Origin of the sequence: Carnobacterium sp. 17-4, from assembly GCF_000195575.1 — a bacterium.
GTDB lineage: Bacteria > Bacillota > Bacilli > Lactobacillales > Carnobacteriaceae > Carnobacterium_B.
In genome coordinates, this window is record NC_015391.1 from 1,771,756 (window position 1) to 1,795,903 (window position 24,148).

At 35.7% G+C, this 24,148-nt stretch carries 21 protein-coding genes; 7 read left to right on the forward strand and 14 right to left on the reverse strand.

The annotated features are described in order from the left end of the window. Nucleotides 1-112: 112 nt before the first annotated feature. The 6 genes from upp to CAR_RS08500 form a co-directional block, all read right to left on the reverse strand. Nucleotides 113-742, reverse strand: coding sequence for a uracil phosphoribosyltransferase (gene upp / locus CAR_RS08475; protein ID WP_013711303.1), 630 nt, complete (start codon nt 740-742; stop codon nt 113-115). 136 nt (nt 743-878) lie between these two features. Then, nucleotides 879-2,120 carry a serine hydroxymethyltransferase gene (gene glyA, locus CAR_RS08480; protein ID WP_041556482.1) on the reverse strand — a complete coding sequence of 414 codons (1,242 nt, stop codon included), beginning with the start codon at nt 2,118-2,120 and terminating at the stop codon, nt 879-881. A 65-nt stretch (nt 2,121-2,185) separates the two neighbouring features. Next, on the reverse strand, nt 2,186-3,205 hold the full coding sequence (locus CAR_RS08485) for an L-threonylcarbamoyladenylate synthase (RefSeq protein ID WP_041556920.1): 1,020 nt from the start codon (nt 3,203-3,205) through the stop codon (nt 2,186-2,188). Between the two features lie 60 nt (nt 3,206-3,265). Then, nucleotides 3,266-4,114 (reverse strand): peptide chain release factor N(5)-glutamine methyltransferase, encoded by an 849-nt coding sequence (gene prmC, locus CAR_RS08490; RefSeq protein ID WP_013711306.1) that lies wholly within the window; start codon nt 4,112-4,114, stop codon nt 3,266-3,268. Then, a complete protein-coding gene (gene prfA, locus CAR_RS08495; protein WP_013711307.1) occupies nt 4,104-5,180 on the reverse strand; it encodes a peptide chain release factor 1 in 1,077 nt (358 codons plus the stop codon). The genes prmC and prfA overlap by 11 nt, the downstream gene beginning before the upstream one ends. A gap of 72 nt (nt 5,181-5,252) precedes the next feature. Further along, entirely contained in the window at nt 5,253-5,834 is a 582-nt protein-coding gene (locus CAR_RS08500) for a thymidine kinase (RefSeq protein WP_013711308.1), read from the reverse strand. Nucleotides 5,835-6,074: 240 nt separating this feature from the next. Between CAR_RS08500 and CAR_RS08505 the strand changes: the two genes are divergently transcribed. Together CAR_RS08505 and CAR_RS08510 are read left to right on the forward strand one after the other, a co-directional pair. Continuing rightward, entirely contained in the window at nt 6,075-7,424 is a 1,350-nt protein-coding gene (locus CAR_RS08505) for a MurT ligase domain-containing protein (RefSeq protein ID WP_041556484.1), read from the forward strand. Nucleotide 7,425: 1 nt separating this feature from the next. Further along, nucleotides 7,426-8,103 carry a type 1 glutamine amidotransferase gene (locus CAR_RS08510; RefSeq protein WP_013711310.1) on the forward strand — a complete coding sequence of 226 codons (678 nt, stop codon included), beginning with the start codon at nt 7,426-7,428 and terminating at the stop codon, nt 8,101-8,103. A 126-nt stretch (nt 8,104-8,229) separates the two neighbouring features. Here CAR_RS08510 and manA read toward each other — a convergent pair whose 3' ends face one another. From manA to CAR_RS08540, 6 genes are all read right to left on the reverse strand, one after another. After that, nucleotides 8,230-9,174: a mannose-6-phosphate isomerase, class I gene (gene manA / locus CAR_RS08515; RefSeq protein WP_041556921.1), complete on the reverse strand. Its 945-nt coding sequence runs from the start codon at nt 9,172-9,174 to the stop codon at nt 8,230-8,232. Between the two features lie 23 nt (nt 9,175-9,197). Further along, nucleotides 9,198-10,220 (reverse strand): serine hydrolase domain-containing protein, encoded by a 1,023-nt coding sequence (locus CAR_RS08520; RefSeq protein WP_013711312.1) that lies wholly within the window; start codon nt 10,218-10,220, stop codon nt 9,198-9,200. A 149-nt stretch (nt 10,221-10,369) separates the two neighbouring features. After that, the gene (locus CAR_RS08525; protein ID WP_013711313.1) at nt 10,370-11,224 is read right to left on the reverse strand and encodes a VOC family protein; all 855 of its coding nucleotides are present in this window, start codon (nt 11,222-11,224) and stop codon (nt 10,370-10,372) included. A 387-nt stretch (nt 11,225-11,611) separates the two neighbouring features. Continuing rightward, nucleotides 11,612-12,235: an MBL fold metallo-hydrolase gene (locus tag CAR_RS08530; RefSeq protein ID WP_013711314.1), complete on the reverse strand. Its 624-nt coding sequence runs from the start codon at nt 12,233-12,235 to the stop codon at nt 11,612-11,614. Between the two features lie 111 nt (nt 12,236-12,346). After that, complete coding sequence (locus tag CAR_RS08535) at nt 12,347-14,206, reverse strand: ABC transporter ATP-binding protein (protein WP_013711315.1); 1,860 nt, start codon at nt 14,204-14,206, stop codon at nt 12,347-12,349. Continuing rightward, a complete protein-coding gene (locus tag CAR_RS08540) occupies nt 14,206-15,927 on the reverse strand; it encodes an ABC transporter ATP-binding protein (RefSeq protein ID WP_013711316.1) in 1,722 nt (573 codons plus the stop codon). Before CAR_RS08540 ends, CAR_RS08535 begins: the two co-directional genes overlap by 1 nt. 275 nt (nt 15,928-16,202) lie before the next feature. Here CAR_RS08540 and CAR_RS08545 point away from each other — a divergent pair, with 275 nt between their 5' ends. After that, nucleotides 16,203-16,826: an NAD(P)H-dependent oxidoreductase gene (locus tag CAR_RS08545; protein ID WP_013711317.1), complete on the forward strand. Its 624-nt coding sequence runs from the start codon at nt 16,203-16,205 to the stop codon at nt 16,824-16,826. 90 nt (nt 16,827-16,916) lie between these two features. Here the strand turns inward: CAR_RS08545 and CAR_RS08550 are convergent, their stop codons facing one another. Then, nucleotides 16,917-18,122: an AI-2E family transporter gene (locus tag CAR_RS08550; RefSeq protein WP_013711318.1), complete on the reverse strand. Its 1,206-nt coding sequence runs from the start codon at nt 18,120-18,122 to the stop codon at nt 16,917-16,919. Nucleotides 18,123-18,164: 42 nt separating this feature from the next. Then, on the reverse strand, nt 18,165-18,533 hold the full coding sequence (locus CAR_RS08555; protein WP_238526684.1) for a PTS glucitol/sorbitol transporter subunit IIA: 369 nt from the start codon (nt 18,531-18,533) through the stop codon (nt 18,165-18,167). A 195-nt stretch (nt 18,534-18,728) separates the two neighbouring features. Between CAR_RS08555 and CAR_RS08560 the strand changes: the two genes are divergently transcribed. The 4 genes from CAR_RS08560 to CAR_RS08575 all read left to right on the forward strand — a co-directional run bounded on the left by CAR_RS08560 (nt 18,729) and on the right by CAR_RS08575 (nt 24,097). After that, complete coding sequence (locus tag CAR_RS08560) at nt 18,729-20,834, forward strand: CDP-glycerol--glycerophosphate glycerophosphotransferase (protein WP_041556486.1); 2,106 nt, start codon at nt 18,729-18,731, stop codon at nt 20,832-20,834. 129 nt (nt 20,835-20,963) lie between these two features. Continuing rightward, nucleotides 20,964-22,022 carry a lactonase family protein gene (locus tag CAR_RS08565; RefSeq protein WP_013711321.1) on the forward strand — a complete coding sequence of 353 codons (1,059 nt, stop codon included), beginning with the start codon at nt 20,964-20,966 and terminating at the stop codon, nt 22,020-22,022. Between the two features lie 178 nt (nt 22,023-22,200). After that, nucleotides 22,201-23,106: a VOC family protein gene (locus CAR_RS08570; RefSeq protein ID WP_013711322.1), complete on the forward strand. Its 906-nt coding sequence runs from the start codon at nt 22,201-22,203 to the stop codon at nt 23,104-23,106. Between the two features lies 1 nt (nt 23,107). After that, a complete protein-coding gene (locus CAR_RS08575; RefSeq protein ID WP_013711323.1) occupies nt 23,108-24,097 on the forward strand; it encodes a ring-cleaving dioxygenase in 990 nt (329 codons plus the stop codon). Nucleotides 24,098-24,148: the final 51 nt, after the last annotated feature.

Genomic DNA, 24,148 nt, shown 5'->3' on the forward strand with positions numbered 1-24,148 from the left:
TTAATTCTTATCCAACAGAAAAAAAATTAAATCTATCATCTATACAAAAAGAGCCGTAAACCAAGAATTCTATCCTTTGGTTTACGGCTCTTTATTTAATCAATCTTAAAAATTACATTGTACCAAATAATCTATCACCAGCATCGCCTAGGCCTGGTAATATGTAACCATTTTCGTCTAAACGTTCATCTAATGCTGCAGTATAGATATCTACATCAGGATGAGCTTTTTCTAACGCTTCTACGCCTTCTGGAGCTGCAACTAGACAAACAAATTTGATTGTTGTCGCACCGCGTTTTTTCAATGAATCAATAGCAACAATAGCTGATCCGCCTGTAGCAAGCATTGGGTCTACAACAAGCAATTGACGTTCATTGATATCTGATGGTAATTTCACAAAATACTCTACCGGTTCTAATGTTTCATGATCACGATACATTCCTACGTGTCCAACTTTTGCTGCAGGGATCAAATCTAAGATCCCATCAACCATGCCTAATCCAGCTCTTAAAATTGGAATAATCGCAACTTTTTTACCCGCTAATTCTTTTTGAATAGATTTAACTAAAGGCGTTTCGATTTCTACATCTTGTAAAGGCATATCTCTCGAAACTTCAAATGCCATTAAGCGTGCAATTTCATTAACTGCTTCTCTAAAATCTTTCGTACCTGTATTCTTATCACGAAGAATAGTTAATTTGTGTTGGATTAATGGATGATCCATAACTTGAACTTTCGACATTGTATTCAGCCCTCATTTTTCATTATTTTTTAAACATTTCTATTGTAAAGGATATTAGCGTCTAGTGCTACCCTTTTAGTGTTTTTCTTTTTTATTTTGTGTTTTCCATCTATTTTAAGAACAATTACTTATTACATTATACTTTAGATTTATACAATGGATGTTTAGCAGTCAATTGATGAACCTGTGTTTGAATCGCCGCCATTTTTTCAACATCTCTATTACTTGTCAATGCTTCAACAATTAATTCGGCTACCTTTTTAGAGTCTGCTTCATTAAAACCTCTTGTTGTAATAGCTGGTGTTCCAATTCGAATACCACTTGTTTTGAAAGGACTTAATGTTTCAAAAGGAATCGTATTTTTATTGACAGTAATGCCGACCTTGTCTAAAAGAACTTCAGCTTCTTTCCCATTTAATCCAAAGTTGGTCACATCAAACAATAAAAGATGATTATCTGTTCCGCCACTAATTAAATGACCAATCGATGCGTTCAAAACACTTTCCATGGCTTTTGCATTTTTAATGATTTGAGCAGCATATTCCTTAAATTCTAGAGTGGATGCTTCCTTTAAAGCCACTGCCTTAGCCGCTATAACATGTTCTAAAGGACCACCTTGAATGCCTGGGAAAATAGCGCTATTTATTGCTTTGCCATACTTTTCTTTAGCTAGGATCATTCCACCGCGTGGTCCTCTTAATGTTTTATGTGTAGTTGTTGTGACAACATCTGCATAAGGAACTGGGTTTTGATGCAAACCTCCTGCAATCAATCCTGCTATATGAGCCATATCAACCATTAAGTAAGCTCCAACTTCATCCGCAATTGCTCTAAATCGTGCAAAATCTATTTTTCTAGAGTATGCACTAGCTCCTGCAATAATCAATTTAGGCTTATGTTGTTTGGCCAAATTTTGAACCACTTCATAATCAAGTTCTTCTGTCTCTTTATCTACACCATAAGAGATAAAATGGTACGTTTTGCCACTGAAGTTCACGGGAGAACCATGTGTTAGATGCCCACCATGTGTTAAATCCATGCCTAATACAGTGTCTCCTGGATTTATCAAAGCATTAAAAGCTGCCATATTTGCGCTAGAACCTGAATGCGGTTGAACATTTACATATTCTGCTCCAAAAAGTTTTTTTGCACGTTCAATAGCCAAATTTTCAATAACATCAACAAATTCACATCCGCCATAATATCTTTTACCCGGATAGCCTTCTGCGTACTTATTCGTTAAAATACTCCCTTGTGCAGCAAGTACTGCTTCAGATACAAAGTTTTCTGAAGCGATTAATTCAATATTTTGCTCTTGTCGTTTGCTTTCTTGTTCAATGGCATCAAAGATCTCTTTGTCAAATTTTTTGTTATTCATATAGGCCACACCCTTCAATAGTTATAATAAACGCTTTTTAATTAGTTAAATCTACTGATTTATGATTAGTCAAAAAAATGGTTACCCGCTGCTTTTTGAAGCCGATTCATATAGGCTTCACCTAATCCTTTTTGCTCATGAGCTTCGGCTAAAATAAGTGTGGCATCTGTTGTTTCGAAGTATCTTAATCCTGAATACAATCGTCTTGAAGCATCATGGATATTTTTATTTTCTCCTAATGAATAAGTAGCTGTAACGGTGTCTTGAAATTGATTTAGAAGATCTTGGTTGGCTAAAAGACCAATTTTTTCACCTTGCTTTTGATACGTTTTAATCGCTTTTTGCCAGATTTCACTTTCTCCAACAACAATAACAACAGGTTCATTAGGGCTATAATGCTTGTATTTCATACCTGGCGCTTTAGGAACTTCATCATTTGAAATTAAGTGACGATCAACAAAAACGGTTCCTATGACTTTTTCCAAAGCTTCTTTAGTTGTTGCCCCTGGTCTCAATATCGTGGGTAGCTTTGGATCAGTAATATCTAAAACAGTTGATTCCAATCCTAATCCGGTGTCTCCATCATCCAGAACACCTGCTATTTTCCCTTTCAGATCGTGGTAAACATGATCTGCAGTTGTCGGACTTGGTTTTCCAGATGTATTGGCGCTTGGCCCAACAAGGGGTTTACCTGATTTACGAATCAGCTGCAAAGTCACCTCATTATCGGGCATCCGCATAGCTACACTCGCTAGACCAGCCGTAACGGTTGGCGCAAAAACATGATCCTTCACTTTAAAAATCAGTGTCAATGGACCTGGCCAAAAAGTTTGCATCAGTTTCTTAGCCACTTCGGGTACTTCCTGTACATACTGCTCAACTTCTTCTATAGTCGAGACATGCACAATTAATGGGTTGTCGCTTGGTCTCCCCTTTGCTGAATAAACCTTTTTAACTGCTGCTTCGTTTGTTGCATCAGCCCCTAATCCATAAACGGTTTCTGTGGGAAAAGAAATCAGTTCACCTTGTTGAATTTTTTGAGCTGCTTTAAGCACCTCAGATGGTCGGTATATAATAGTCTCCACAGTTTTTCCTCCGTTCATTTCAAGAAAACTCATCACATTTATTTAAATGGTATTGAATCCTTATTTTGTTTTAACTTGGATCAAGCGGTCATTTCCACTCATATCTTTTTCAATGGTTACTTCAGCCAATGGAAAAGCCTCTTGAAAAAGCTCTTGAACTTTTTTCCCTTGCTTAAATCCAATTTCTAAAAATACTTCACCACCTGGATTTAAAATAGTTGGAAGTTCTTTTGCTAATCTTTGGTACATAGCTAAACCATTGTTTTCAGCAAATAACGCTAAATGCGGTTCATAGTGCAAAACACTCTCATCCATATAACTGATTTCGTCGTTAGATATATATGGTGGATTCGAAAGAATGACATCAAAGCTTTCAGTCTTTACAGGATCCGTTAAATCACCTTCTAGAAAGCGAACATCTGCCTCTAATGCCGTCGCATTTTCTTGAGCTACCTTTAGAGCTTTAGAAGAGATATCCGTTGCGGTTACTTCGAAAAGCGGCCGTTCCTTTTTTATTGTGATTCCAATGATTCCTGTTCCTGTTCCAATATCTAAAACGGTTTTCTTCTGTTCTGTAGAAGAACTTTTCAAAAAAATATCTACAATTTCTTCTGTTTCCGGTCGTGGAATCAAAGTGTCTTTTGTTACTTTAAACTTTCGGTCATAGAACCAGCAGTAACCTAATAATTGTTGAATAGGGATACCAGACCCATGATTCGATACATCCTGTAAGAGTTGGTGTTTCACATCCGACGGCATTTCTTCATTTAAATGCATCATGATATCCGTTTTTGACCAATTCAGACGTTCTCTTAGCAAAATCTCTGCAGCAACAGGTTCTCTTTTACATGTTTCTAAAAAAGAAGAAGCCCATTTCAGGACTTCTCTATAAGTTGTCTTACTCTTCATGTTGCAATTGCTCCATTTTGGCTGTTTGATCATTTAAAATCAAAGCATCAATGATTTCATCTAATTTACCAGATAAAATTTGATCTAACTTTTGAATGGTCAATCCAATACGATGATCGGTAACACGGCTTTGTGGGTAATTATACGTACGGATACGTTCTGAACGGTCTCCGGTTCCAACAGCTGATTTCCGTTCAGCATCATACTCGCTTTGAGCTGCTTGTTGGATATGATCATATACTCTAGCACGCAAAACTTTCATCGCTTTCTCACGGTTTTTGATTTGTGAACGTTCATCTTGCATCGCTACAGCAATTCCTGTAGGTAAATGAGTCAAACGAACGGCAGACGCTGTTTTATTAACGTGCTGTCCGCCGGCTCCACTCGCATGGTAGATATCTGTACGAATATCTTTATCTGGCAGATTCAATTCAACTTCTTCAGCTTCCGGCATAACTACTACAGTTGCAGTAGAAGTATGGATACGTCCTTGTGATTCGGTTGACGGAACACGTTGAACACGATGAGCGCCATTTTCATACTTCAATTTAGAATAAACATTGTCTCCAGTGATCATTAAGGTGATTTCTTTGTATCCACCGATACCCGTAATGTTAGCATCTAACACTTCAGTTCTCCAGCCTTGTGCGTCAGCGTATTTTTGATACATATTAAACAAAGTTCCAGCAAATAATTGTGCTTCGTCTCCGCCAGCTGCTCCACGTATTTCCATAATGATATTGCGGTCATCATTTTCATCTTTTGGCAACATTAATATTTTCATTTTTTCTTCAATTTCTGTTTTTTCTTTTTTTAGATCATTTAATTCTTCTTTTGCCATTTCAGCCATCTCAGAATCTAGTTTTTCACCAAGCATTTCTTCTGTATCCGAAATATCTTGGCTGACTTCTTTGTAGCGACGGTAAGTTGCAACTGTTTCACGAATAGCAGCTTCTTCTTTAGTCAGTTTCATTAATCGTTTTGTATCACTGACTACCTCTGGGTCACTCAACAATTCATTTAGTTCTTCATAACGTCCTTCAACGCTTTCTAATCTATCAAACATAAGTTATTCTCCTTTTCTTCTAAGCCTATTGCATCGTTGTGTCTTTAGTTGTCTTTCACAACACTAAGAACGCTACAAGTCGTCCTTCAATAGCGGATTGAAGTAATGTTTGCGACAAACTGGGAAATAACTTTCATTGCCCCCTATTTGAATTTGTGCTCCTGCATAAACTGGCTTTCCGTCAATCATACGCATGTTCATCGTTGCTTTTTTATGGCAATACCAACAAATAGTTTTCATTTCTTCAATTTTATCCGCGTATAGCAATAAGTACTCTGAACCTTCAAACAGTTCATTTTTAAAGTCGTTTTTCAATCCAAATGCCATAACGGGAATATCTAATTCATCCACAATATGAGCCAACTGAAGAACATGTTCCTTTTTCAAAAATTGCGATTCATCAATTAGTACACATGCCGGTACATAATTCAATGCATTTATCGTTTCAAAAACGTTTGTTTCTTCAAATATCGCGATTCCTTCACGTCTTAAGCCAATTCGACTGGATACTACACCAATCTCATCACGATCATCCAAACCGCTTGTCATAATTGCGACAGGTTTGTTTTGTTCTTCATAATTATATGCTACTTTTAAAATTTCAATAGTCTTTCCACTATTCATTGCTCCATATTTAAAAAAAAGTTGGGCCATCTTGTTTTTTCCTCATTTCTCTCGTAGGAATCCATTATGAATTATACGTTAAAACTATGTAAAAGTGAAGCCTCTCTCCCGATTTATATATAGAAGAATCTTACACCAATTGTGAGAAAAGAGATTAAGTTTGTCTTTAAAATGAACAAGTTAGGTGATTTTTAACAATTTCACAAGAAATATGTGCTAGAATATCAAAGTAGCAAAAAAAAGTATTTTTAGTAATTGGAGGAAACTCAATTGAGTATACGTAGTGCATTTGCCATCGCAGTAGGAAGAACAACTAAATGGGGACTTCATACGTTCTTTAAAGGCGGAAGTAGTTATCCCGGTCAACTAACACAGAAATTAGATCCTACCGTATTAGGTACTTTATCAAGAAATTACGATGTTGTTATTGTTACCGGAACTAATGGTAAAACATTAACGACCGCATTGACTTATCAAGTTTTAAAACAAAAATACCCTGAAATTATTACAAACCCTACTGGAGCAAATATGCTGCAAGGAATCATTTCAACTTTTCTTGAACATCACTCTTACACAAATAACACTGAGAAAAAGGCTGCCGTTCTTGAAGTAGATGAAGCCAGTTTGATTCATGTAACAAAATATATTAAACCAAAAGCGATTGTGTTTACGAATGTTTTCCGTGATCAAATGGATCGCTATGGTGAAATTTATACGACTTATCAAATGATGTTGAATGGTGCAGCGTTAGCTCCAGATGCTTTAATTGTTAGTAATGGAGATGCTCCAATTTTCAATTCAAAAGAAACCATTAACAAACGTGTATACTTTGGTTTTGACCACCTTCCAGATGGGGAATTAAAAGCTCATTACAATACCGATGGTGTCTTGTGTCCACATTGCAACAATATTTTACATTACAAATTTTTAACGTATAGCAATCTAGGGAAATATTATTGTCCTAATTGCGATTTCAAACGTCCAGAATTGACGTATCGTTTAACGGACTTGACTCATATGGATCATGAATCGTCTAAATTTGAAATCGACGGAGAAGACTTTGAAATTAAAATTGGTGGACAATACAATATCTATAATGCCTTAGCTGCTTATAGTGTTGGTCGGATATTAGATGTTTCTACTGATCAAATTCGCGCTGGATTTGCCGCATCAAAACGAGTTTTTGGTCGTCAAGAGGTCATTCAAATCGATGACAAAGAAATTACGATTAACTTAGTTAAAAATCCTGTTGGTTTGAACCAAGTCTTGGATATGATCAACTTAACTCCAGAACCGTTCTCTCTCGTTTCAATTTTAAATGCAAACTATGCGGATGGAACAGATGTCAGCTGGATTTGGGATGCAAATTACGAGATCGTTCCTAATATGAATATCAAACAAGTCACTGTTGGTGGTGAACGAGTAGAAGATATCACTGCTCGTTTAGAAGTTGCTGGAATTCCTGAAGAAGAACTTCAAGTTATCCCGAGCATACCTGAAATAATTAAGAGCTTTAAAAATGCGCCAACAAAAAAAATCTACGTACTAGCTACTTATACTGCTGTCTTACAATTGCGTAAAGAGTTAGCAAACCAAGGTTATATTGAGGGAGGTATGTAAGATGATAGAATTAAATGTTTGTCATCTTTATGGCGATTTATTAAATACTTATGGAGATAACGGCAACTTGTTGATGTTAAAACACCGTGCTAAAAAAAGAGGCGTTCAGTTTAATATCGAGATCGTTAGTTTAAATGATTCATTTGATGCCAATAAATACGATTTAGTGTTCTTCGGCGGCGGACAAGATTTTGAGCAAAGAATAGTTTCAAAAGATATCCAAGCTAAAAAAGAAGCCATTACTGAATACATCGAAAACGATGGCGTTACAGTCGGTATTTGTGGCGGATTCCAATTGTTAGGCCACTATTATGTAGATGCTGCCGGAAATAGAATCAACGGTATCGGTGCTTTGAATCACTACACCTTGAATCAAGACAACAATCGCTTTATTGGCGATATTGTCATTAAAAATGATGAGTTTGGTGAAACCTACAAAGGTTTTGAAAACCATAATGGCCGTACTTTTCTTGGTGAAGGCGTTAAACCATTGGGTGTTGTTGAAATGGGTTATGGCAATAATGGCGAAGATAAAACAGAAGGTGCGCATTACAAGCAAACTTACTGTTCATACTTCCATGGACCATTATTAGTTAGAAATACAACATTAACCGATCGTATTTTGAAAGAAGCCGTAAAAAAACGATTCCCTAAAGAAGCAGAAGAATTATTTGCCTAGACAAAAGAGAAGGAAAAATGAGTTAACTCATTTTTCCTTCTCTTTTTATTATCTATTTACTCATATTGGGTCAAATAGATAAAATGATTAAAAATCGCTGTGTGTCTAACTAGGAAGTTCAGCATCCTAGTTATTTGATGCAATAATATCTAAATTGCCTTCAATTGTCCATTCTTTGATGTCGTTTGGCAAGATTAGGTGAGTTCCTTTTGTTAGTTCATACTCTCCTGCTTCGACAATCAATTTACCGTCTCCATCTAACACGCTAACAAGGGTATAAGGAGCAGTTGCAACAAAGTCGGCTTTGCCATTCACTTCCCATTTATAGACATCAAAAAATGAAGTCTTTACAAATGTTGTGATTGTTGCGTCTTCCTGTTTCTCACTGTTCATTTCAGGAGTCGGGTCAATATGTGGAACAGTTGTTACATCAACTGATTGTTTGACATGCAATTCTCTTGTGTTTCCTTGCTCATCTTTACGGTCATAATCATACACTCGATAAGTTGTATCACTAGATTGTTGTGTTTCCAGAATGGTAATACCTCCACCAATCGCATGGATTGTTCCACTTGGTACAAAGAAAAAGTCTCCTTTCTTAACTTCAATGCGACGTAATAACGCATCCCATTTCCCATCAAGAATCATTTGTTCTAATTCTTCTTTTGTCTTAGCATGATGCCCATAAATGATTTCTGAACCTTCATCCGCATCAATAACATACCAACATTCTGTTTTGCCCAATTCACCTTCGTGTTCCATACCGTATTGATCGTCCGGATGAACTTGAACCGATAAATCATCTGCCGCATCTAATATTTTCGTCAGTAAAGGAAAAACTTCTCCTTTTGCGTTGCCAAACACTTCACGATGTTGATCCCATACTTCAGCTAGGGTCATTCCTTGATAAGGTCCATTTTTCACTGTACTCGGTCCATTTGGATGTGCACTGATGGCCCATGCTTCTCCAGTTTTATCACTTGGCAAATCATAGCCAAATACGTCATGCAATTTTTTTCCGCCCCAAATTTTTTCTTGCAACACAGGCGCTAATATCAATGGTTCATTCATCATTTTATTCCTCCTAAAATACATTATTTATTCATGGCTTCCTTTTCTGCTAAGTAACACTTTATTAAAAGGTCTCGTTGGCTAAGATATTCTGACTTGTTATCATTAGTTGGATGGACACGATTAGACAGAAAAACGAATGCCTCTTTTTCTTTGATGTCTAACAAAATAAAGGTTCCTGTAAATCCAGTATGAAACAAATAGTTTTTATTACCGTTTTTTTTGATATCCCATCCTAAAGACCGGTTCAGCTTACCAGTTGGTATCCAATCTGTTAATAATGATAGCACAGTTGTTTCATTAAGAATACGTTTTCCATTAAATTCTCCTTTATTCAACATCATGTGACTAAAGGTCAAACAATCTGTCAGCGTCGAAAATAATCCAGCACTTCCACAGTGGTCTCCTAATATATACGCTTTAGGATCATGAACCTCTCCTCTTATCAGTCCTCTCTTTTTATCTACCTCTGTTGGAACACATTTTTGTAAATCAATAGGATGATAAGAAGACTCCTTCAAATTCAACGGCCCGCTAACTCGATTAACAAATACATTGGCTAAAGTGTCTTGCACAATCTCTTCAATAATAAACCCTAATAAGATGAACCCTGTATCTGTGTAACGTACTTCTCCTCCAAAGTCTTTTCCTACTGGCAAATGAAGAATGGCTTGCTTCAATTCATTTGCAGATAAAGAATCACGATTGGGAATATAACCTTCTAGTCCAGATGTATGAGTTAACAAATGTCTAATCGTTACCTCTTGGGCTGAAAAAGTTGTCAAATATTGGCTGACTTTATCATCAATAGCTAATTTACCTTCTTGCCACAATTGCAAGATAATCGTTGTCGTTAAAACTACTTTTGTTAAAGAGGCAATATCGTAGATAGAATTTTCTCTAATGGGTTCTTTTTCCGGCAAAATAGCAGATAACCCTTCATAATAGTTTAGTTGTTTACCATCTTTAATAAAACCAAAACTTGCTCCCGGAAGTAATTCATCTTCAATTAATTGCTGAATAAACGCGTTTGTTTTTGGATACATTTTATTATCCTTTCTGGATCTTTTTTATACTTCTACTTCCTGTTTCATCATTATAATGGAAGTAGCTGCTTTCTTCTATACTGACTTCTAATCGTTATTTTTATTACGACAAAAAAAACCGGCAAGAAGTTTGCCGGTTTGATGATCTATTAATTAGTTGTTGTAATTTTTATTGCTATCCCATTAGTATCTTCCAGTGAAAGTGTTTGTGTTGATTCATCTAATTGGTAAGCATATTCTTTTGCATCAAGGTTGTCTTTTACTTGTGTGAATTCATCAGCAGAGACGACAATAGTAAAGTAATCTAGTCCTCTTAAGCCTTTTTGAGCGGCTGGAATATTTTTTCCGGCCCATACATTGGCTCCAATTTGGTGATGATACTCGCCTGCTGCGAAGAATTTTGCTTGAGGACCAAATTTAAATTTCAAATCAAACCCTAAAACGTCTTGATAAAATTTTTCAGTTTCTTCCAATTCGGCTACAAATAAATGAACATGTCCCATATACGTTCCTTTAGGCATTCCTTGGAATTCTTCTTTTGCTTCTCCTATTACACCTTCTGCGTCCATCGGCTCTGTTACTCCAGCGATTTGACCATCTTTTCTGATATCCCACATTGATTTCGGCTTATCGGTATAGATTTCAATACCATTGCCTTCTGGATCGTCTAAATAAAGAGCTTCGCTATAACCATGATCACTTGCTCCAGTTAACGGGTATTTAGATACTAAAAGGTGGTACAAAATTTCTCCTAAATCTTTACGAGTTGGCAACAAAAATGCCAGGTGGTACAATCCAGTTGCGTTTGGTTTTTCACCAACCGGTGCAACAGGTTGTAATTCCAATAGGACTTGTTCATCACCAAAAGCACCTAGTTTAAGGCTTTGTTCTGTTTCCTTTTTTATATCTAAACCAATTATAGAAGTATAGAAATTTTTCATATCCTCCATATTTTCAACGTTTAATACCACTTTTCCAATAATCGTCTTCTCTGATAGCATCATTTATTTATTCCTCTTTTCTTTTTTTATTGATTCATCTAATTATTCGCTCATTACTTACTTTTAATAAGTATACTAGGAATGACTTTTATTTACAAGTATTTTCCACAAACTTATTTCTACTGGAACGTGCTACATCTCTTTTTAGTCTGACATTTATACGTTAAAAAGAAGATTTTCACTTAATTTCTATTTTTTCGTCACACTTTTTTCATAATTGAGTACTATACTATGTATATACCAAAACAACAAACCAACTTTTTCATATTTTCTTTTTTACTCCTCCAAAGTAAAAAGAAACCTTACCCTTTCCACTTTAGCGTTCCCCGCTAAAGTGGTTTTTTTGCATAATAAAAAGCTGAGACAATCTCATCCCAGCTTTTTATTATACTAATCTTCGCTAAAAAAAGGATTCATTCTCTTTTCATAGCCGATTGTCGTTTCCTCACCATGACCTGGATAGACACGCAAATCATCTGATAAACGAAACAACTGCTCTTTAATACCTTTTAATAAGGCTTCAGAATCACTGCCGGTCAAATCCGTTCTACCAATACTGCCTTTGAATAATGCATCACCAGAGACCACAAAGTCAGCGAAAATAAAACTGACACCACCCGGTGAATGTCCTGGTGTTGGGACAACTTTAAACTCAAACCCTTCAATATCATATGTTTTTAGTAATTCAAATTCATTTTCAGCAGGTTCTGCTGTAATTGGATGGCCTGAGTGAATCGAAAGATTTAATATCGGATTGCCAAGCCATGCCTGTTCCAAATTACTAACATAAACGGGAATAGAATAAGTTTTTCTGACTTCTTCCAAAGCACCGATATGATCATAATGCGTATGTGTCAATAAAACAGCAACGGGTGTCACCTTTAATTCATCTAAAACTTTTTTTATCTTTACAAATTCATCCCCAGGATCAACGATCAACGCCTTTCCTTCTTGATAAATGACATAACAGTTTTCTCCAATCATTCCAGTAACAATTTTTTTGATCAGTGTCATTGTTTAAACTCCTTTTCATCATAACGTATAGGACTAGTTTAGCAGAATTTATAAAAAAGAAACACAACTACGGTTTCAACTCATTTATAATGAACTTACCAAAAGAGTCTATTAACTAATTACTTGTTGAACAAATTGGCTGTTGTATAAATCAGCATAAAATCCGTTTTTGGCCATCAACTCGTCATGAGTACCTGTTTCGATAACATCTCCATGGTTCATTACAATAATATTATCAGCATCTCGAATAGTAGAAAGTCGGTGAGCTACCACAAAACTGGTTCTATTTTTCAGTAATTTTCTCATTGCTTTTTGAATCAACACTTCTGTTCTTGTATCTACACTCGAGGTGGCTTCATCTAAGATCAAAATTTCTGGATCCACTAAAAAAGCACGCGCAATGGTAATTAATTGCCTTTGACCTGACGAGATATTACTGGCTTCTTCATTCAGTATGGTCTCGTATCCATTAGGAAGTTTTCGCACAAAATCATCTACGTGAGCTGCTTTCGCTGAATCATAAACACGCTTGTCATCTTGACCGTATAGTGCACTCCCATACCGAATGTTGTCGATAATAGAACCATTAAACAACCAAGTGTCTTGTAGAACCATAGCAAAACGTGACCGTACTTCTTCTCTGGAGAGATCTCTAATATCCACACCATCAAGCTTAATGCTTCCGCCGCTCACATCATAAAAACGTTCTAACAGGTTTATCAAAGTCGATTTTCCGGCACCAGTTGGTCCTACAATAGCAACCATTTGCCCAGCTTCAACGTTTAAATTAAAATCTCTCATCAATAATGGTTCATCTTTTCCGCCATAACCAAATTGAACATGCTCAAATTGAACCTTGTAAGGGGAGTTCTCTACAGGTGGAATAGAAGAAGGCTCATTGGTCATCTCTTCTTCATCTAGCACCTCAAAAACACGCTCTGCTGAAGCCACGGTTGCTTGAATCATATTGATAAGATTTGCCATTTCACGAATAGGTTGGTTTAATTGATTCGAATATTGTAACATCGCTTGTACATTTCCTAATGTTACTGTTCCATTTGCAACAAATATTCCACCAACTACAGCAACAGCCAGATAACCTAAATTACGAATAAAGGCCATTAGTGGCATGATCAATCCAGATAAAAACTGCGCTTTTCGCGAAGCATGGTAGAGTTGATCATTTTTTTCTTCAAATTTTACCATTTCTGTTTCTTCTTGATTGTAAGTTTTCACTACAACATGCCCTGCATACGTCTCTTCAACTTGATTATTCAAAATCCCCAAACTTCTTTGTTGCACTGCAAATAATTTTTGTGACCTTGGGGCGATTAGGCTGATGGTCACAACGCTTATTGGAACAGTAATCAAGGTGACTAGCGTTAAGGTTCCACTAATAGTAAACATCATGTACACCACTGCAAAAAAAGTTACTATACTGTTGACAAACTGAGTCAAAGTTTGCTGTAATGTATTGGCAATTTGGTCCATATCGTTTACTGCACGAGACATAATGTCGCCATTTGAATGGGTATCATAATAATTCATCGGAACTCGGTTCATTTTATCCTTTAAATCTTTTCGTAAGTCGTAAACGGTTCTTTGAGCTACACGAGTCATTGTAAATTGTTGAAAGTAAGTAAAAAGTGCAGAAAAAAGATAAAGTATTGCCACAGTTACCAAGATGCTAGCAATTGAATTAAAATCGATCGGCAAAACCTCAACTATTTGTCCAGCTTCTTGTGACTGCATCCCTTCCATCACACCTTTAAATATTTCAGTTGTTGCTTCACCTAAAATTTTTGGTGTTTGAGACTGCAATACAATCGCTATAATCGCTAAAATGAATACACCTATTAGCGCAATCAACCGTTTGGACATATAGCCAAGCAGTCTTTTTATCGTCTTCCAAAAATTTTTCGGTTTATTTTCACGAAGAGGTTTAGTTTGAGCGGGACTATTTCTACTCATTACATCTCCTCCTCTTTCATCTGAGATCTCATAATTTCTTGGTAGGTCTCATTGGTGTTCTTTAATTCTTCATGTGTTCCTTTACCAACCATCTTTCCTTCTTCTAAAACAATAATGGTATCCGCTTGAATAACCGAACTGATTCTTTGGGCAATAATCAAAACTACTGAACTTCTAGTTTCTGGAATCAAAGCTTTTCTCAAAGTTACTTCTGTTTTAAAATCTAGTGCTGAAAAAGAATCGTCAAAGATCATGATATCAGCCTTAGAAATGATTGCTCTAGCAATGTTTAACCGTTGCCTTTGTCCGCCTGAAAAATTCCCACCACCTTGTTCTACTAATGAATCTAAACCATTTGTCAATTCAGAAATAAAATCAGCTGCTTGTGCGATTTCTAATGCATGCCACATTTCTTCATCCGTTGCGTCTGGTTTTCCGTATTGTAAATTTTCACGAATCGTTCCAGTGAACAGTAAAGCTTTTTGCGGAGCATATCCTGTAAAACTGCGCAATTCAGACTGCTTCATTTTGCGGATATCAACTCCATTGATAGCAATGCTTCCGGACTCAACATCATAAAAACGTGTGAGTAAGTTTGCAATAGTTGTTTTACCAGAACCTGTTCCCCCGACAATTGCAATTACCTCACCTTTTCTACCTTCAAAACTAATTTCTTCTAAAGCTAGTTTTTCTGCTCCAAAATAACGATAATTCACGTCTTCGAAGGATAGCGAACCGACATCTTTCTTTTGAATAGCAACTGGATGTTCAGGATCTTTAATGGTACTTTCCATAGCTAAAACGTCATTGATGCGCGCTGCCGAAACTTGTCCCCGTGGAATGAATACAAAAACCATTGATAACATCATAACGCTTATCAAAATTTGCATGGCATAAGTCAGAAAAGTCACTAAATTCCCAACTTCCATATCTCCAACACTGACGTACTCCCCACCAAACCAAATGATGGCTATATTCGTTGCACTAACAATTAAAATCATAACAGGCATCATAAAACTTATAATGGTTTGTGCCTTAATAGATGTCTCAGCAAAATCTTTATTGGCTTCGTCAAAACGTTTCATTTCAGAATCATTTCGATTGAACGCACGAATAACTCGAATCCCTGTGAGGCCTTCACGAAATACTAGATTTAAACGATCTGTTTTCTTTTGCAATGATCTGAAATAAGGCACTGCAAAATATAGGATCAATCCTATAAAAATTGCTAATACAGGAATAACATAGATAAAGACTTGAGCCAATTTCGGTTCACGGCTATAAGCCAATATCCCTGCTCCGACAAGCATGATGGGAGCCATAATCATCATCCTCAGCATGATCATTGTCACCAATTGAATTTGTTCTACATCATTTGTCGTTCTAGTAATGAGAGAAGACGTTCCTATTTTATCTATTTCATCGTTAGAAAAATAAGAAACTTTTTGGTAAATTTCATTGCGTAAATTTCTTCCTAATTGTTGGGATTGTTGCGCAGCCAAATAAACATTGGCAATTGCAGCAAGTATACTAACAAATGAAAACCCTAACATTTTAACGCCTACTGAGATAATATAATTTACATTCCCGGTCGCTACTCCATTATCAATAATATCCGCTGTTAAGGTCGGAAGATACAAGTCTCCAACAACTTGAATGACCATAAAGACAACAGCCCAAAAAACAGCCCAATAATTCAACTTTTTTAATAAATTAAACATCTTTTCCTCCTTGAGCTACGCTTTGGTTTAATACTTTCTATGCTTACTTTGTCGTCTAATGAGTCCAGCAAGTTCAAGTCGTATTCTTTATTTTATATCATTAAAAACAAATCAAAATTATGATTCCTATTATAGGTAACAATTTATTCTTTTTCAACTAACTATCCTTTCCTTATAGACATTGACTCTTGTTGTTTGAAGTCAACTTTAGTAAACTACTAAAGAGACCAGTGAGAAAAGGCTCTCACAATAAAATTGAAAGAAGGATTCTATTTATGACACATTTATTAGTTGTTCGTGCACACCCATTAGATAGCGAGCTTTCTCGTTCGATGCAAGTGACTGATGCCTTCGTAAAATCATATACTGATGGTCACCCTGAAGATACAATTGAAGACATTAATTTATATGATTTAGCTGTTCCAGATATCGACCGTAATTTATTACAAGCTTGGTCAGAATTGGGTACTGGTACTGCTTTTGATGAATTATCTGAAACTAAACAGCAGAAAATCACTTTATTTAATGGATACACAAACGGATTTTTACATGCTGATAAAATTGTTATCGCAAACCCTCTATGGAACCTAAATGTTCCCGCTCGTTTAAAAGCATGGGTCGATACTATCACAGTTGCTGGAAAAACATTTAGATACAATGAAAAAGGCGAAGCAGTTGGGCTTGCTGGTGATAAAAAAGTCTTACATATTCAAGCAAATGGCGGAGTTTACGATGGAAAAGATCCCGCCAATCAATATTTAAAAACTATTTTAAATTATATTGGTGTTAGTGATTTCCAAGAATTATTTGTTGAAGGTATGGACTATGCGCCTGACAAAGCAGCAGATATTGTAGCTGAAGGCATTGAAAAGGCAACTGCACTAGGTAAAACATTTTAGCTAGTTGATTTAACTTCAAAAAAACAGACTGGAAAATTAGCTGTAGTAGCTTTTTCCCAGTCTGTTTTGTATACTTATATTTTATTAATACTAGTCTTTTTTAGCTTTTTTATTTACCGCTACAACTGGTGGCGGGGCCGGATTCTCATCATCCTCGTATAAACCAGTGTAGTCTTTATACCATCTAAAGAAATGAACAACGATAACTTTTAAAACGGCATATCCAGGAATACCTAAAATTACACCAGGAACACCAAAAATTTTCCCAGCGGACAGCAAGACGATGATGATTGTAAGGGGATGAACTTCTAAGTTATTCCCTAATATTTGCGGTTGGATCACTCTTCCTTCTATCGTTTGTTCAATAGCAAATACGATCAATACTTTAATCAACATACTTGGTGAGTCTACTAGAGCAATCACAATAGCTGGGACAGTCGCTAAAAAGGAGCCTAGATAAGGGACTAAGTTTAAGAATCCAGCCAGTACCCCTAAAGTTACAGCATATTCTAATCCAATAATAGCAAATCCTAACCAAAACATTAAACCAACAAAAAAAGCTACCATTAATTGGCCTCGTATATATTGACTAATTTGCATATTGATTTCGGATAACAACTGATACATACTAACTCTCATTTTTGAAGGAACAATTTTCATCACATGATAAGGAAGGTTTTTTCCATCTTTCAGTAAGTAAAACAAAATAAAAGGCATGGTGATAATTGCAATAATAACATTTGTCAATGCACCTACCACGCTTCCTATACTAGCGAAAGTTGAACCTACGAATCCATCTGCTTGGTCAGAAACATTGGACATTAGATTTGTATTGAAATCAGATAATCTTGTTTGAAATTCAGATAGTACATCACTTCTTAACCAACTATCTATTTGTGAGACAATATTATCCCAATAAGTTGGCCAATTTCCAATGATACTAATAGTCTGTTCCTGAATGATTGGAATCAACGTTGTAATTCCCCAAACAATTAAAGCTCCTATAACAATAAATATCCAAGTTATACCTAACAAACGAGGAATTTTTTTCCGCTCCATCCAATCCACTAAAGGATTAACTAAGTAATATAACACTCCTGCTAAGATCACCGGTAATCCAATGATGCTTAAAAAATCTCTAATGGGTGAAAATACATATTCAATTTTTGGAAATACTAATAGATTTAAAAAAACCAAAAGTGTAATCAACAAAATTGAAACGACTTTATTATTTAAAATCCATTTCCGAAACCACGTAGTTTTCTCACTAGTTGTATGTTTTATTTTTTCTTCCACCACATCTTCACCTCTCTCATTTTCTCCTATACACTTATGAACCTACTTGTTGTAAGTTATTTTAGTACCCACAGATACTTCTGGTAATTCATGTGGTGATAAATAAATGCCGCTTTCGATTCGATCATCTCCTGGAACTTCTGAAAACGAAAGGGTAATGTGTCCAATGGTATTCAAATTTTCATTTGCTAAACTTCCGACTGTTTCAATGGTATACACCTTTTCATCAAATGAAATAGTGTCTCCTGCTTGTAATTTTATCGTTTCTTTATCTTTTTCAAAAGATTGAATAATGGCTACCGTGCGAATTTCCTCTGTAGCTTGCTCTCCAAATAAAATTATCATTGGATCTTTTTTGCTAATAGCATTTTCTCCGATTGCAGTGATTGTTCCAATTAACATATTATCCATTCCTTTCTCATTTTCATATTCTTCTATTCTTATTTATTTTACCATATTCTCTCTTCTAAAGGTTACTAAATGGTAACCTACCTATTAAACAAAAAATAACTCATTCCTTTAAAAAACACTTATAGTGATTGCTACCTGTTGGCGAGACTGGTATGATAAATTAAACTAGACTACCCAATAATGGAGGTGGATTTTATGAATTCTACTACTAATGAGCAACACTTAAAATTAGAACAAACTGAAAAAATAATCAAAGAGCTTCGTCATCCATCATTTAGTATTAAAAAACAAGATGATGACTTAATTACCTCTATCACTCTAGCGAAAGATATTTCAACGGAATTCAAAGAATTTTTCATCTTACATAGAGAAACCGGGGAAAAATATTCTTTTACAGCAGATAGTATTAATGGAACCTATACTTTCTCAGTTGATATACGCTCTTTTATTAAAAAATATGTTCCCGAGGATCCAAAGGAACATTTTGAATTTTATTTTACTGTTCGTTATTTAATAGACGGTCATGAAATCGAAAAAGATGAACCTTTATCTCTTAATCGTTTTATTCATTACGAGTCCTATGGATTGACGGAAGTACAAGATAGCGATCATCATCTTTACCCTTATTTTAGTCGTAAGACGCAAGGCTTTTGTTTTAGCATCAATATTCCAGTACGCAGTGTGCGCTATATTCAAGATTCAAAAATTGATACTGTCCAATTGAAAAAAGACACGCTTGGTCTAACGGGTACAATCATAACAAAAGCAATTCCCATTAATCGAGTCGATACTGTGATGGTAGGAAGAAAATTCGGCCATCGTCAAGTTATTCATTCAGATCATCAACTTACGGATTCAACAGATGGGACGCACCTCCATTATTATGATTATCAAATTAATTTAGATTTAGAAGAATGTGCACGCGAATTTTTTATCAGCAATACAAACGACGAAGATTTTGATTTATACTTTGAATTGTATTTAAATGGTTTTTTTGATCCGACCATTATTCGTGTCTCTAATCCCAGCGATGCAAATGCCAAGAAAAATTATGCTTGTTTTTCTTATTCTTACGGAAAAAAAACTAAGCTTTTGGCTCCTAATTTTACTGGACAATCAAATAACTTTATTCTTTCTGTGACAAATTTTGAAAACGAAACTGTCGAATATATGAAAGAAATCCTTCCATTTGCGTCTGTTTTACGCCCTTTTTATAGCAGTCGAGGTATTTGGATTATCGGTGAAACTCCTATGGAAGCTAAAAATAATGGTTGGGCTTTTTACCGTTACATGAGACAGCACCATCCAGAAAAAGAGGTTTACTATGTCATTGATAGAACCTCGCCTGATTATGCTAAAGCAGCGGCTTTAGGAGAAGATCACCTGTTGATCTTTAAATCAAAAAAATACATTTGGACTTTATTAATGGCACAATTACTCATCACAACTGAAGAACCTTTCGCTATCTTACCAACACGCAATCCTTTGTGGCTAGATGAGTTGGGTGCTAAGAACGTTGTTTTGCAGAAAAATGTCCTTGGATTGCAAGATATAAAAGCTAGTTTAGAATACAATGCTAAGCGATTCAAAGCAGATTTGTTTTTTGTCAGTTCAAAAACGGAAAAACGCCTTGCAATCGAAACCTTAAACTTTCCTGAAGATAAAGTTTCTATTACTGGTTTACCACGTTTTGACGAACTCTTAATGGACGAGACTCTTTCAGAAAAAAAACAAAAGCTACTCATTTTTCCAATGAATCATGATTCTGGTTTATACTATCAATCTGACGTCATTGAACACATGGTTTTATCGTTTGTTTCTCTGCTGAAAAACCCAACATTTTTAGACTTTGTTCACCAGTATCAGCTTGAGGTTGTAGCGGCTCTTCCTACTTCAATGCTTCATTATATAGCAGCTTTCACTGACTGTAATGGTACTGTATTGCTTCAAAGTCAAGAAGACATTCAGCAATTGATTAAAGAAAGCAGTCTTTTGATCACTGATGCAGATCCTATTGCTTTTGATTTTAGTTTCCTTTTAAAACCGGTTTTATTTTATCAACCAGATATTAAAACCCTGGCTTCTGAAGTACCGTTTAATTCTACCCATACTTATTTAAATGAGTTGCCTGGTGAAATTACAACTTCTGAAGAAAGTTTGATTCATTTGCTGGAACAGATCGGTATAAATCAATTTCAAGTTTCCCGTAAAAACCAACAAAAAGCAGATGCACTGCTTTACTATCATGATACTCAATCGAATCAACGAATCTATGAAGCGATTACAGATCTTCTACATTAATAGAATGATTCCAATCATTGCAAAAAGACACTTTTTATAAAAAAAGTGTCTTTTTGCTTTAATTCTTTAATCAGCAAGTGCTATACTTGAAATTGAAACCTGTTACATAAAACCAAGGAGGCTTTATCAATGAAAGAAACCATTTATTTAGGAACCTATACTAAAGGAAACAGTGAAGGCATTTATGAAATCATCTTAAATACTCAGACAAAACAATTAGAAGAAGCAAAACTTTTAGCAAAAGTAGGCAATCCTACTTATTTAGCTTTATCAAACGGAAAAGATATCATTTATTCTGTTAGTAAAACGGCTACTGGTGGCGGACTTGCTGCATTCAAGAAAAAACCAGCAACAACTTATGAAAATACGGCAACTTTTTTCGAAAAAACATGTGAGTTAATTGAAGAAAATGCTGCTCCACCATGTTACGTCGCTTACGATGCCGATCGCTCATTAGTTTATACAACCAGCTATCATGATGGCTTTGTTTCTGTTTACAAAACAGATAATAAAGGCGGTTTAACTTTAACAGATGTTAAACAACATGAAGGGTCAAGCATTCATGAGAACCAAGAAAAAGCTCATGCGCATTACTTGAATCTTACGCCGGATCGCAACTATGTTGTAGCTTGTGATTTAGGGACAGACAAAGTTTACACTTACAAAGTTTCTGAAGATGGAAAATTAGATTTAGCATCTACGTATACGGCTAAGCCTGGTACGGGTCCTCGTCACTTAGTTTTTCATCCAAATGGTAAATTTGCTTACCTTGTCGGAGAATTAACGAGCGAAATTGTTGTATTAGCTTACAATGCTGCTGATGGTTCATTTGAAACCCTACAAACCGTTTCTTCTATTCCAGACACACATACTACTTTCAATAGTGGATCAGCTGTGCGCGTTACTGAAGATGGTCGTTTCTTGTACTCTTCTAATCGTGGCCATAATTCAATTGCGGTATATGCAATTAATGAAACGGGAGATGCTATTGAGCGTATCCAGTTGATTTCATCTGAAGGAGATACTCCTCGTGATTTCGCACTAGACCCTTCTGAGCAATTCGTAGTCGTTGGCCATCAAAATTCTGATAAGCTAACTTTATTTGAAAGAGATGCAGAAACTGGTCTGTTGTCTCTGCTTCAAAAAGATGTTTATGCTCCAGAATGTGTTTGTGTCACATTTGAATAACACTAAATAAAAACTAATCTGAACCTCTAAACAGGTTCAGATTAGTTTTTTCATTTTTATCTCAGTACAATTTATCTCTAATTAAACTTATTTATTGTAAGCCATTTTGCGATATGTTATAGTTACGATATAGATTCATTTCAATGATCCATTGTTAGACGAAAGGAGATTTTATTCCGTGATCAAAGGCATCCATCATATCTCAGCTTTCACTAAATCAGCTAGGGAGAACCATTTTTTCTATACCTCTGTTCTTGGATTACGTTTTGTGAAAAATACAGTCCATCAAGAAAATATAGCTTTACGCCATTTGTTTTATGGAGATTATCAAGGAAACCCTGGTACTCTACTGACTTTTTTTGAATTAAAGAATGCTGGCAGTGCTTATCCTGAAAATAATTATTTCTCCACAGTTGCCTTAAAAATTCCTAAAGGCACGTTATCTTATTGGGAATCTCGTTTAGCGCGTTATTCAATTGCAACCACATTAGTAGATCAGAACGAACCGATTCTATTCTTTAAAGATCCTGATCACCTTGAACTCTCCCTAATAGAAGTTGATGACGTGATCCTATCTGAAAATGCGACTAAGCATTCAGATGTCCCACCCGCAAATCAGATTATAGGAATTTTTGAGAGTTTTCTTAAAGTTGAGCGTCCTGAAGACACTCTTTCTTTTTTAACCGATTATTTAGGTCTATCTTTATCAATTCCAAGAAAACGCGTTCAAATTAATCAGCAAGATGTTTTCACATCTGTTATTCCTAGCGGCAAGACAGATTTATCTCGAATGGGAAGAGGATCTATTGATCATATTGCTTATACCGTTCATTCATCTAAAGAGCTAGAAGAGATGTATCAAAAAGCTGTACGAATGGAACTACCCATTGATCAATATGTTGAACGAGGTTATTTTAAAAGCTTATATGTAAAAGAACCAAACGGTCTAAGAATTGAATTAGCCACTGAAACTCCTGGCTTTATACTTGATGAACCAATTGATACATTAGGAACAACACTAGCACTACCTGCTTTCTTAGAAAATAAACGAGCTGCAATCGAAGCTCAGTTGGAGGATTTTTAATATGAATGGATTAAAAGGGATTCACCACGTAACAGCTATTACAAGTAGTGCGGAAAAAATTTATGACTTCTTTACGAACGTTTTGGGTGTCCGCTTAGTAAAAAAAACAGTGAACCAAGATGACATTCAAACGTATCACCTTTTCTTTTCAGATGATAAAGGCAGCGCAGGTACAGATATGACATTTTTTGATTTCCTTGGTATTCCTAAAGGATCAAAAGGAACCAATGATATCTCAAAGACTTCTTTACGCGTGCCAAGTGATGCTGCTTTAGACTATTGGGTCAAACGATTTGATAAATATAATGTAGCTCATAAAGAAATCTCAGAACAATTTGGAGTCAAAGTGTTGGCTTTTCATGATTTTGATGATCAACACTATCAATTGATCTCAGATGAAAACAATGTAGGCATAGCCTCTGGTATTCCATGGCATAAAGGCCCAGTTCCAGATAAATTTGCTATTACTGGTTTAGGTCCTATCTTTTTACGTGTGAAAAATTTTGACTTTATGAAAGAAATATTGGAAAAAGTATTACTGTTTAAAGAAATAGCTAAAGAAGGCAATTATCACCAATTTGAAGTTGGCGAAGGCGGAAATGGCGCGCAAGTAATTGTTGAGTATAGCGCTCTGCTTCCTGATGCACGACAAGGTTATGGAAATGTGCATCACGTTGCATTTCGTGTAGAAGATCGTGCTGTTTTAGAAGAATGGATTCAACGAATGAATCAATTTGGTTTGCCAACTTCTGGTTATGTCGATCGTTTTTATTTTGAATCTCTTTATGCCCGTGTATCTCCAGGTATTTTGTTTGAATTTGCAACAGATGGTCCTGGTTTTATCGACGATGAAGAAAGTTATGAAATATTGGGTGAAACCTTAGCCTTACCGCCAAAATTCAGGAATCAACGTGCTGAGATAGAAAAATTAGTTCGGCCGATAGATACCGTTCGCAGTACAAAAGTATTTCAAAAAGAGTATTTAGATTAAAATTAAACTGCCAAATTAAGCTATACCTTATTTAAAAAAATTAACCCTTAG

Excerpts from the sequence above, each read along its gene's own strand:
- manA (WP_041556921.1), bottom strand. The coding sequence starts at position 9,174 with ATGAATGAACCATTGATATTAGCGCCTGTGTTGCAAGAAAAAATTTGG.
- CAR_RS08510 (WP_013711310.1), top strand. The coding sequence starts at position 7,426 with ATGATAGAATTAAATGTTTGTCATCTTTATGGCGATTTATTAAATACT.
- CAR_RS08565 (WP_013711321.1), top strand. The coding sequence starts at position 20,964 with ATGAAAGAAACCATTTATTTAGGAACCTATACTAAAGGAAACAGTGAA.
- CAR_RS08545 (WP_013711317.1), top strand. The coding sequence starts at position 16,203 with ATGACACATTTATTAGTTGTTCGTGCACACCCATTAGATAGCGAGCTT.
- CAR_RS08530 (WP_013711314.1), bottom strand. The coding sequence starts at position 12,235 with ATGACACTGATCAAAAAAATTGTTACTGGAATGATTGGAGAAAACTGT.
- CAR_RS08575 (WP_013711323.1), top strand. The coding sequence starts at position 23,108 with ATGAATGGATTAAAAGGGATTCACCACGTAACAGCTATTACAAGTAGT.
- CAR_RS08555 (WP_238526684.1), bottom strand. The coding sequence starts at position 18,533 with ATGGATAATATGTTAATTGGAACAATCACTGCAATCGGAGAAAATGCT.
- CAR_RS08500 (WP_013711308.1), bottom strand. The coding sequence starts at position 5,834 with ATGGCCCAACTTTTTTTTAAATATGGAGCAATGAATAGTGGAAAGACT.
- CAR_RS08520 (WP_013711312.1), bottom strand. The coding sequence starts at position 10,220 with ATGTATCCAAAAACAAACGCGTTTATTCAGCAATTAATTGAAGATGAA.
- CAR_RS08525 (WP_013711313.1), bottom strand. The coding sequence starts at position 11,224 with ATGATGCTATCAGAGAAGACGATTATTGGAAAAGTGGTATTAAACGTT.
- prfA (WP_013711307.1), bottom strand. The coding sequence starts at position 5,180 with ATGTTTGATAGATTAGAAAGCGTTGAAGGACGTTATGAAGAACTAAAT.
- glyA (WP_041556482.1), bottom strand. The coding sequence starts at position 2,120 with ATGAATAACAAAAAATTTGACAAAGAGATCTTTGATGCCATTGAACAA.
- CAR_RS08540 (WP_013711316.1), bottom strand. The coding sequence starts at position 15,927 with ATGTTTAATTTATTAAAAAAGTTGAATTATTGGGCTGTTTTTTGGGCT.
- prmC (WP_013711306.1), bottom strand. The coding sequence starts at position 4,114 with ATGAAGAGTAAGACAACTTATAGAGAAGTCCTGAAATGGGCTTCTTCT.
- CAR_RS08535 (WP_013711315.1), bottom strand. The coding sequence starts at position 14,206 with ATGAGTAGAAATAGTCCCGCTCAAACTAAACCTCTTCGTGAAAATAAA.
- upp (WP_013711303.1), bottom strand. The coding sequence starts at position 742 with ATGTCGAAAGTTCAAGTTATGGATCATCCATTAATCCAACACAAATTA.
- CAR_RS08560 (WP_041556486.1), top strand. The coding sequence starts at position 18,729 with ATGAATTCTACTACTAATGAGCAACACTTAAAATTAGAACAAACTGAA.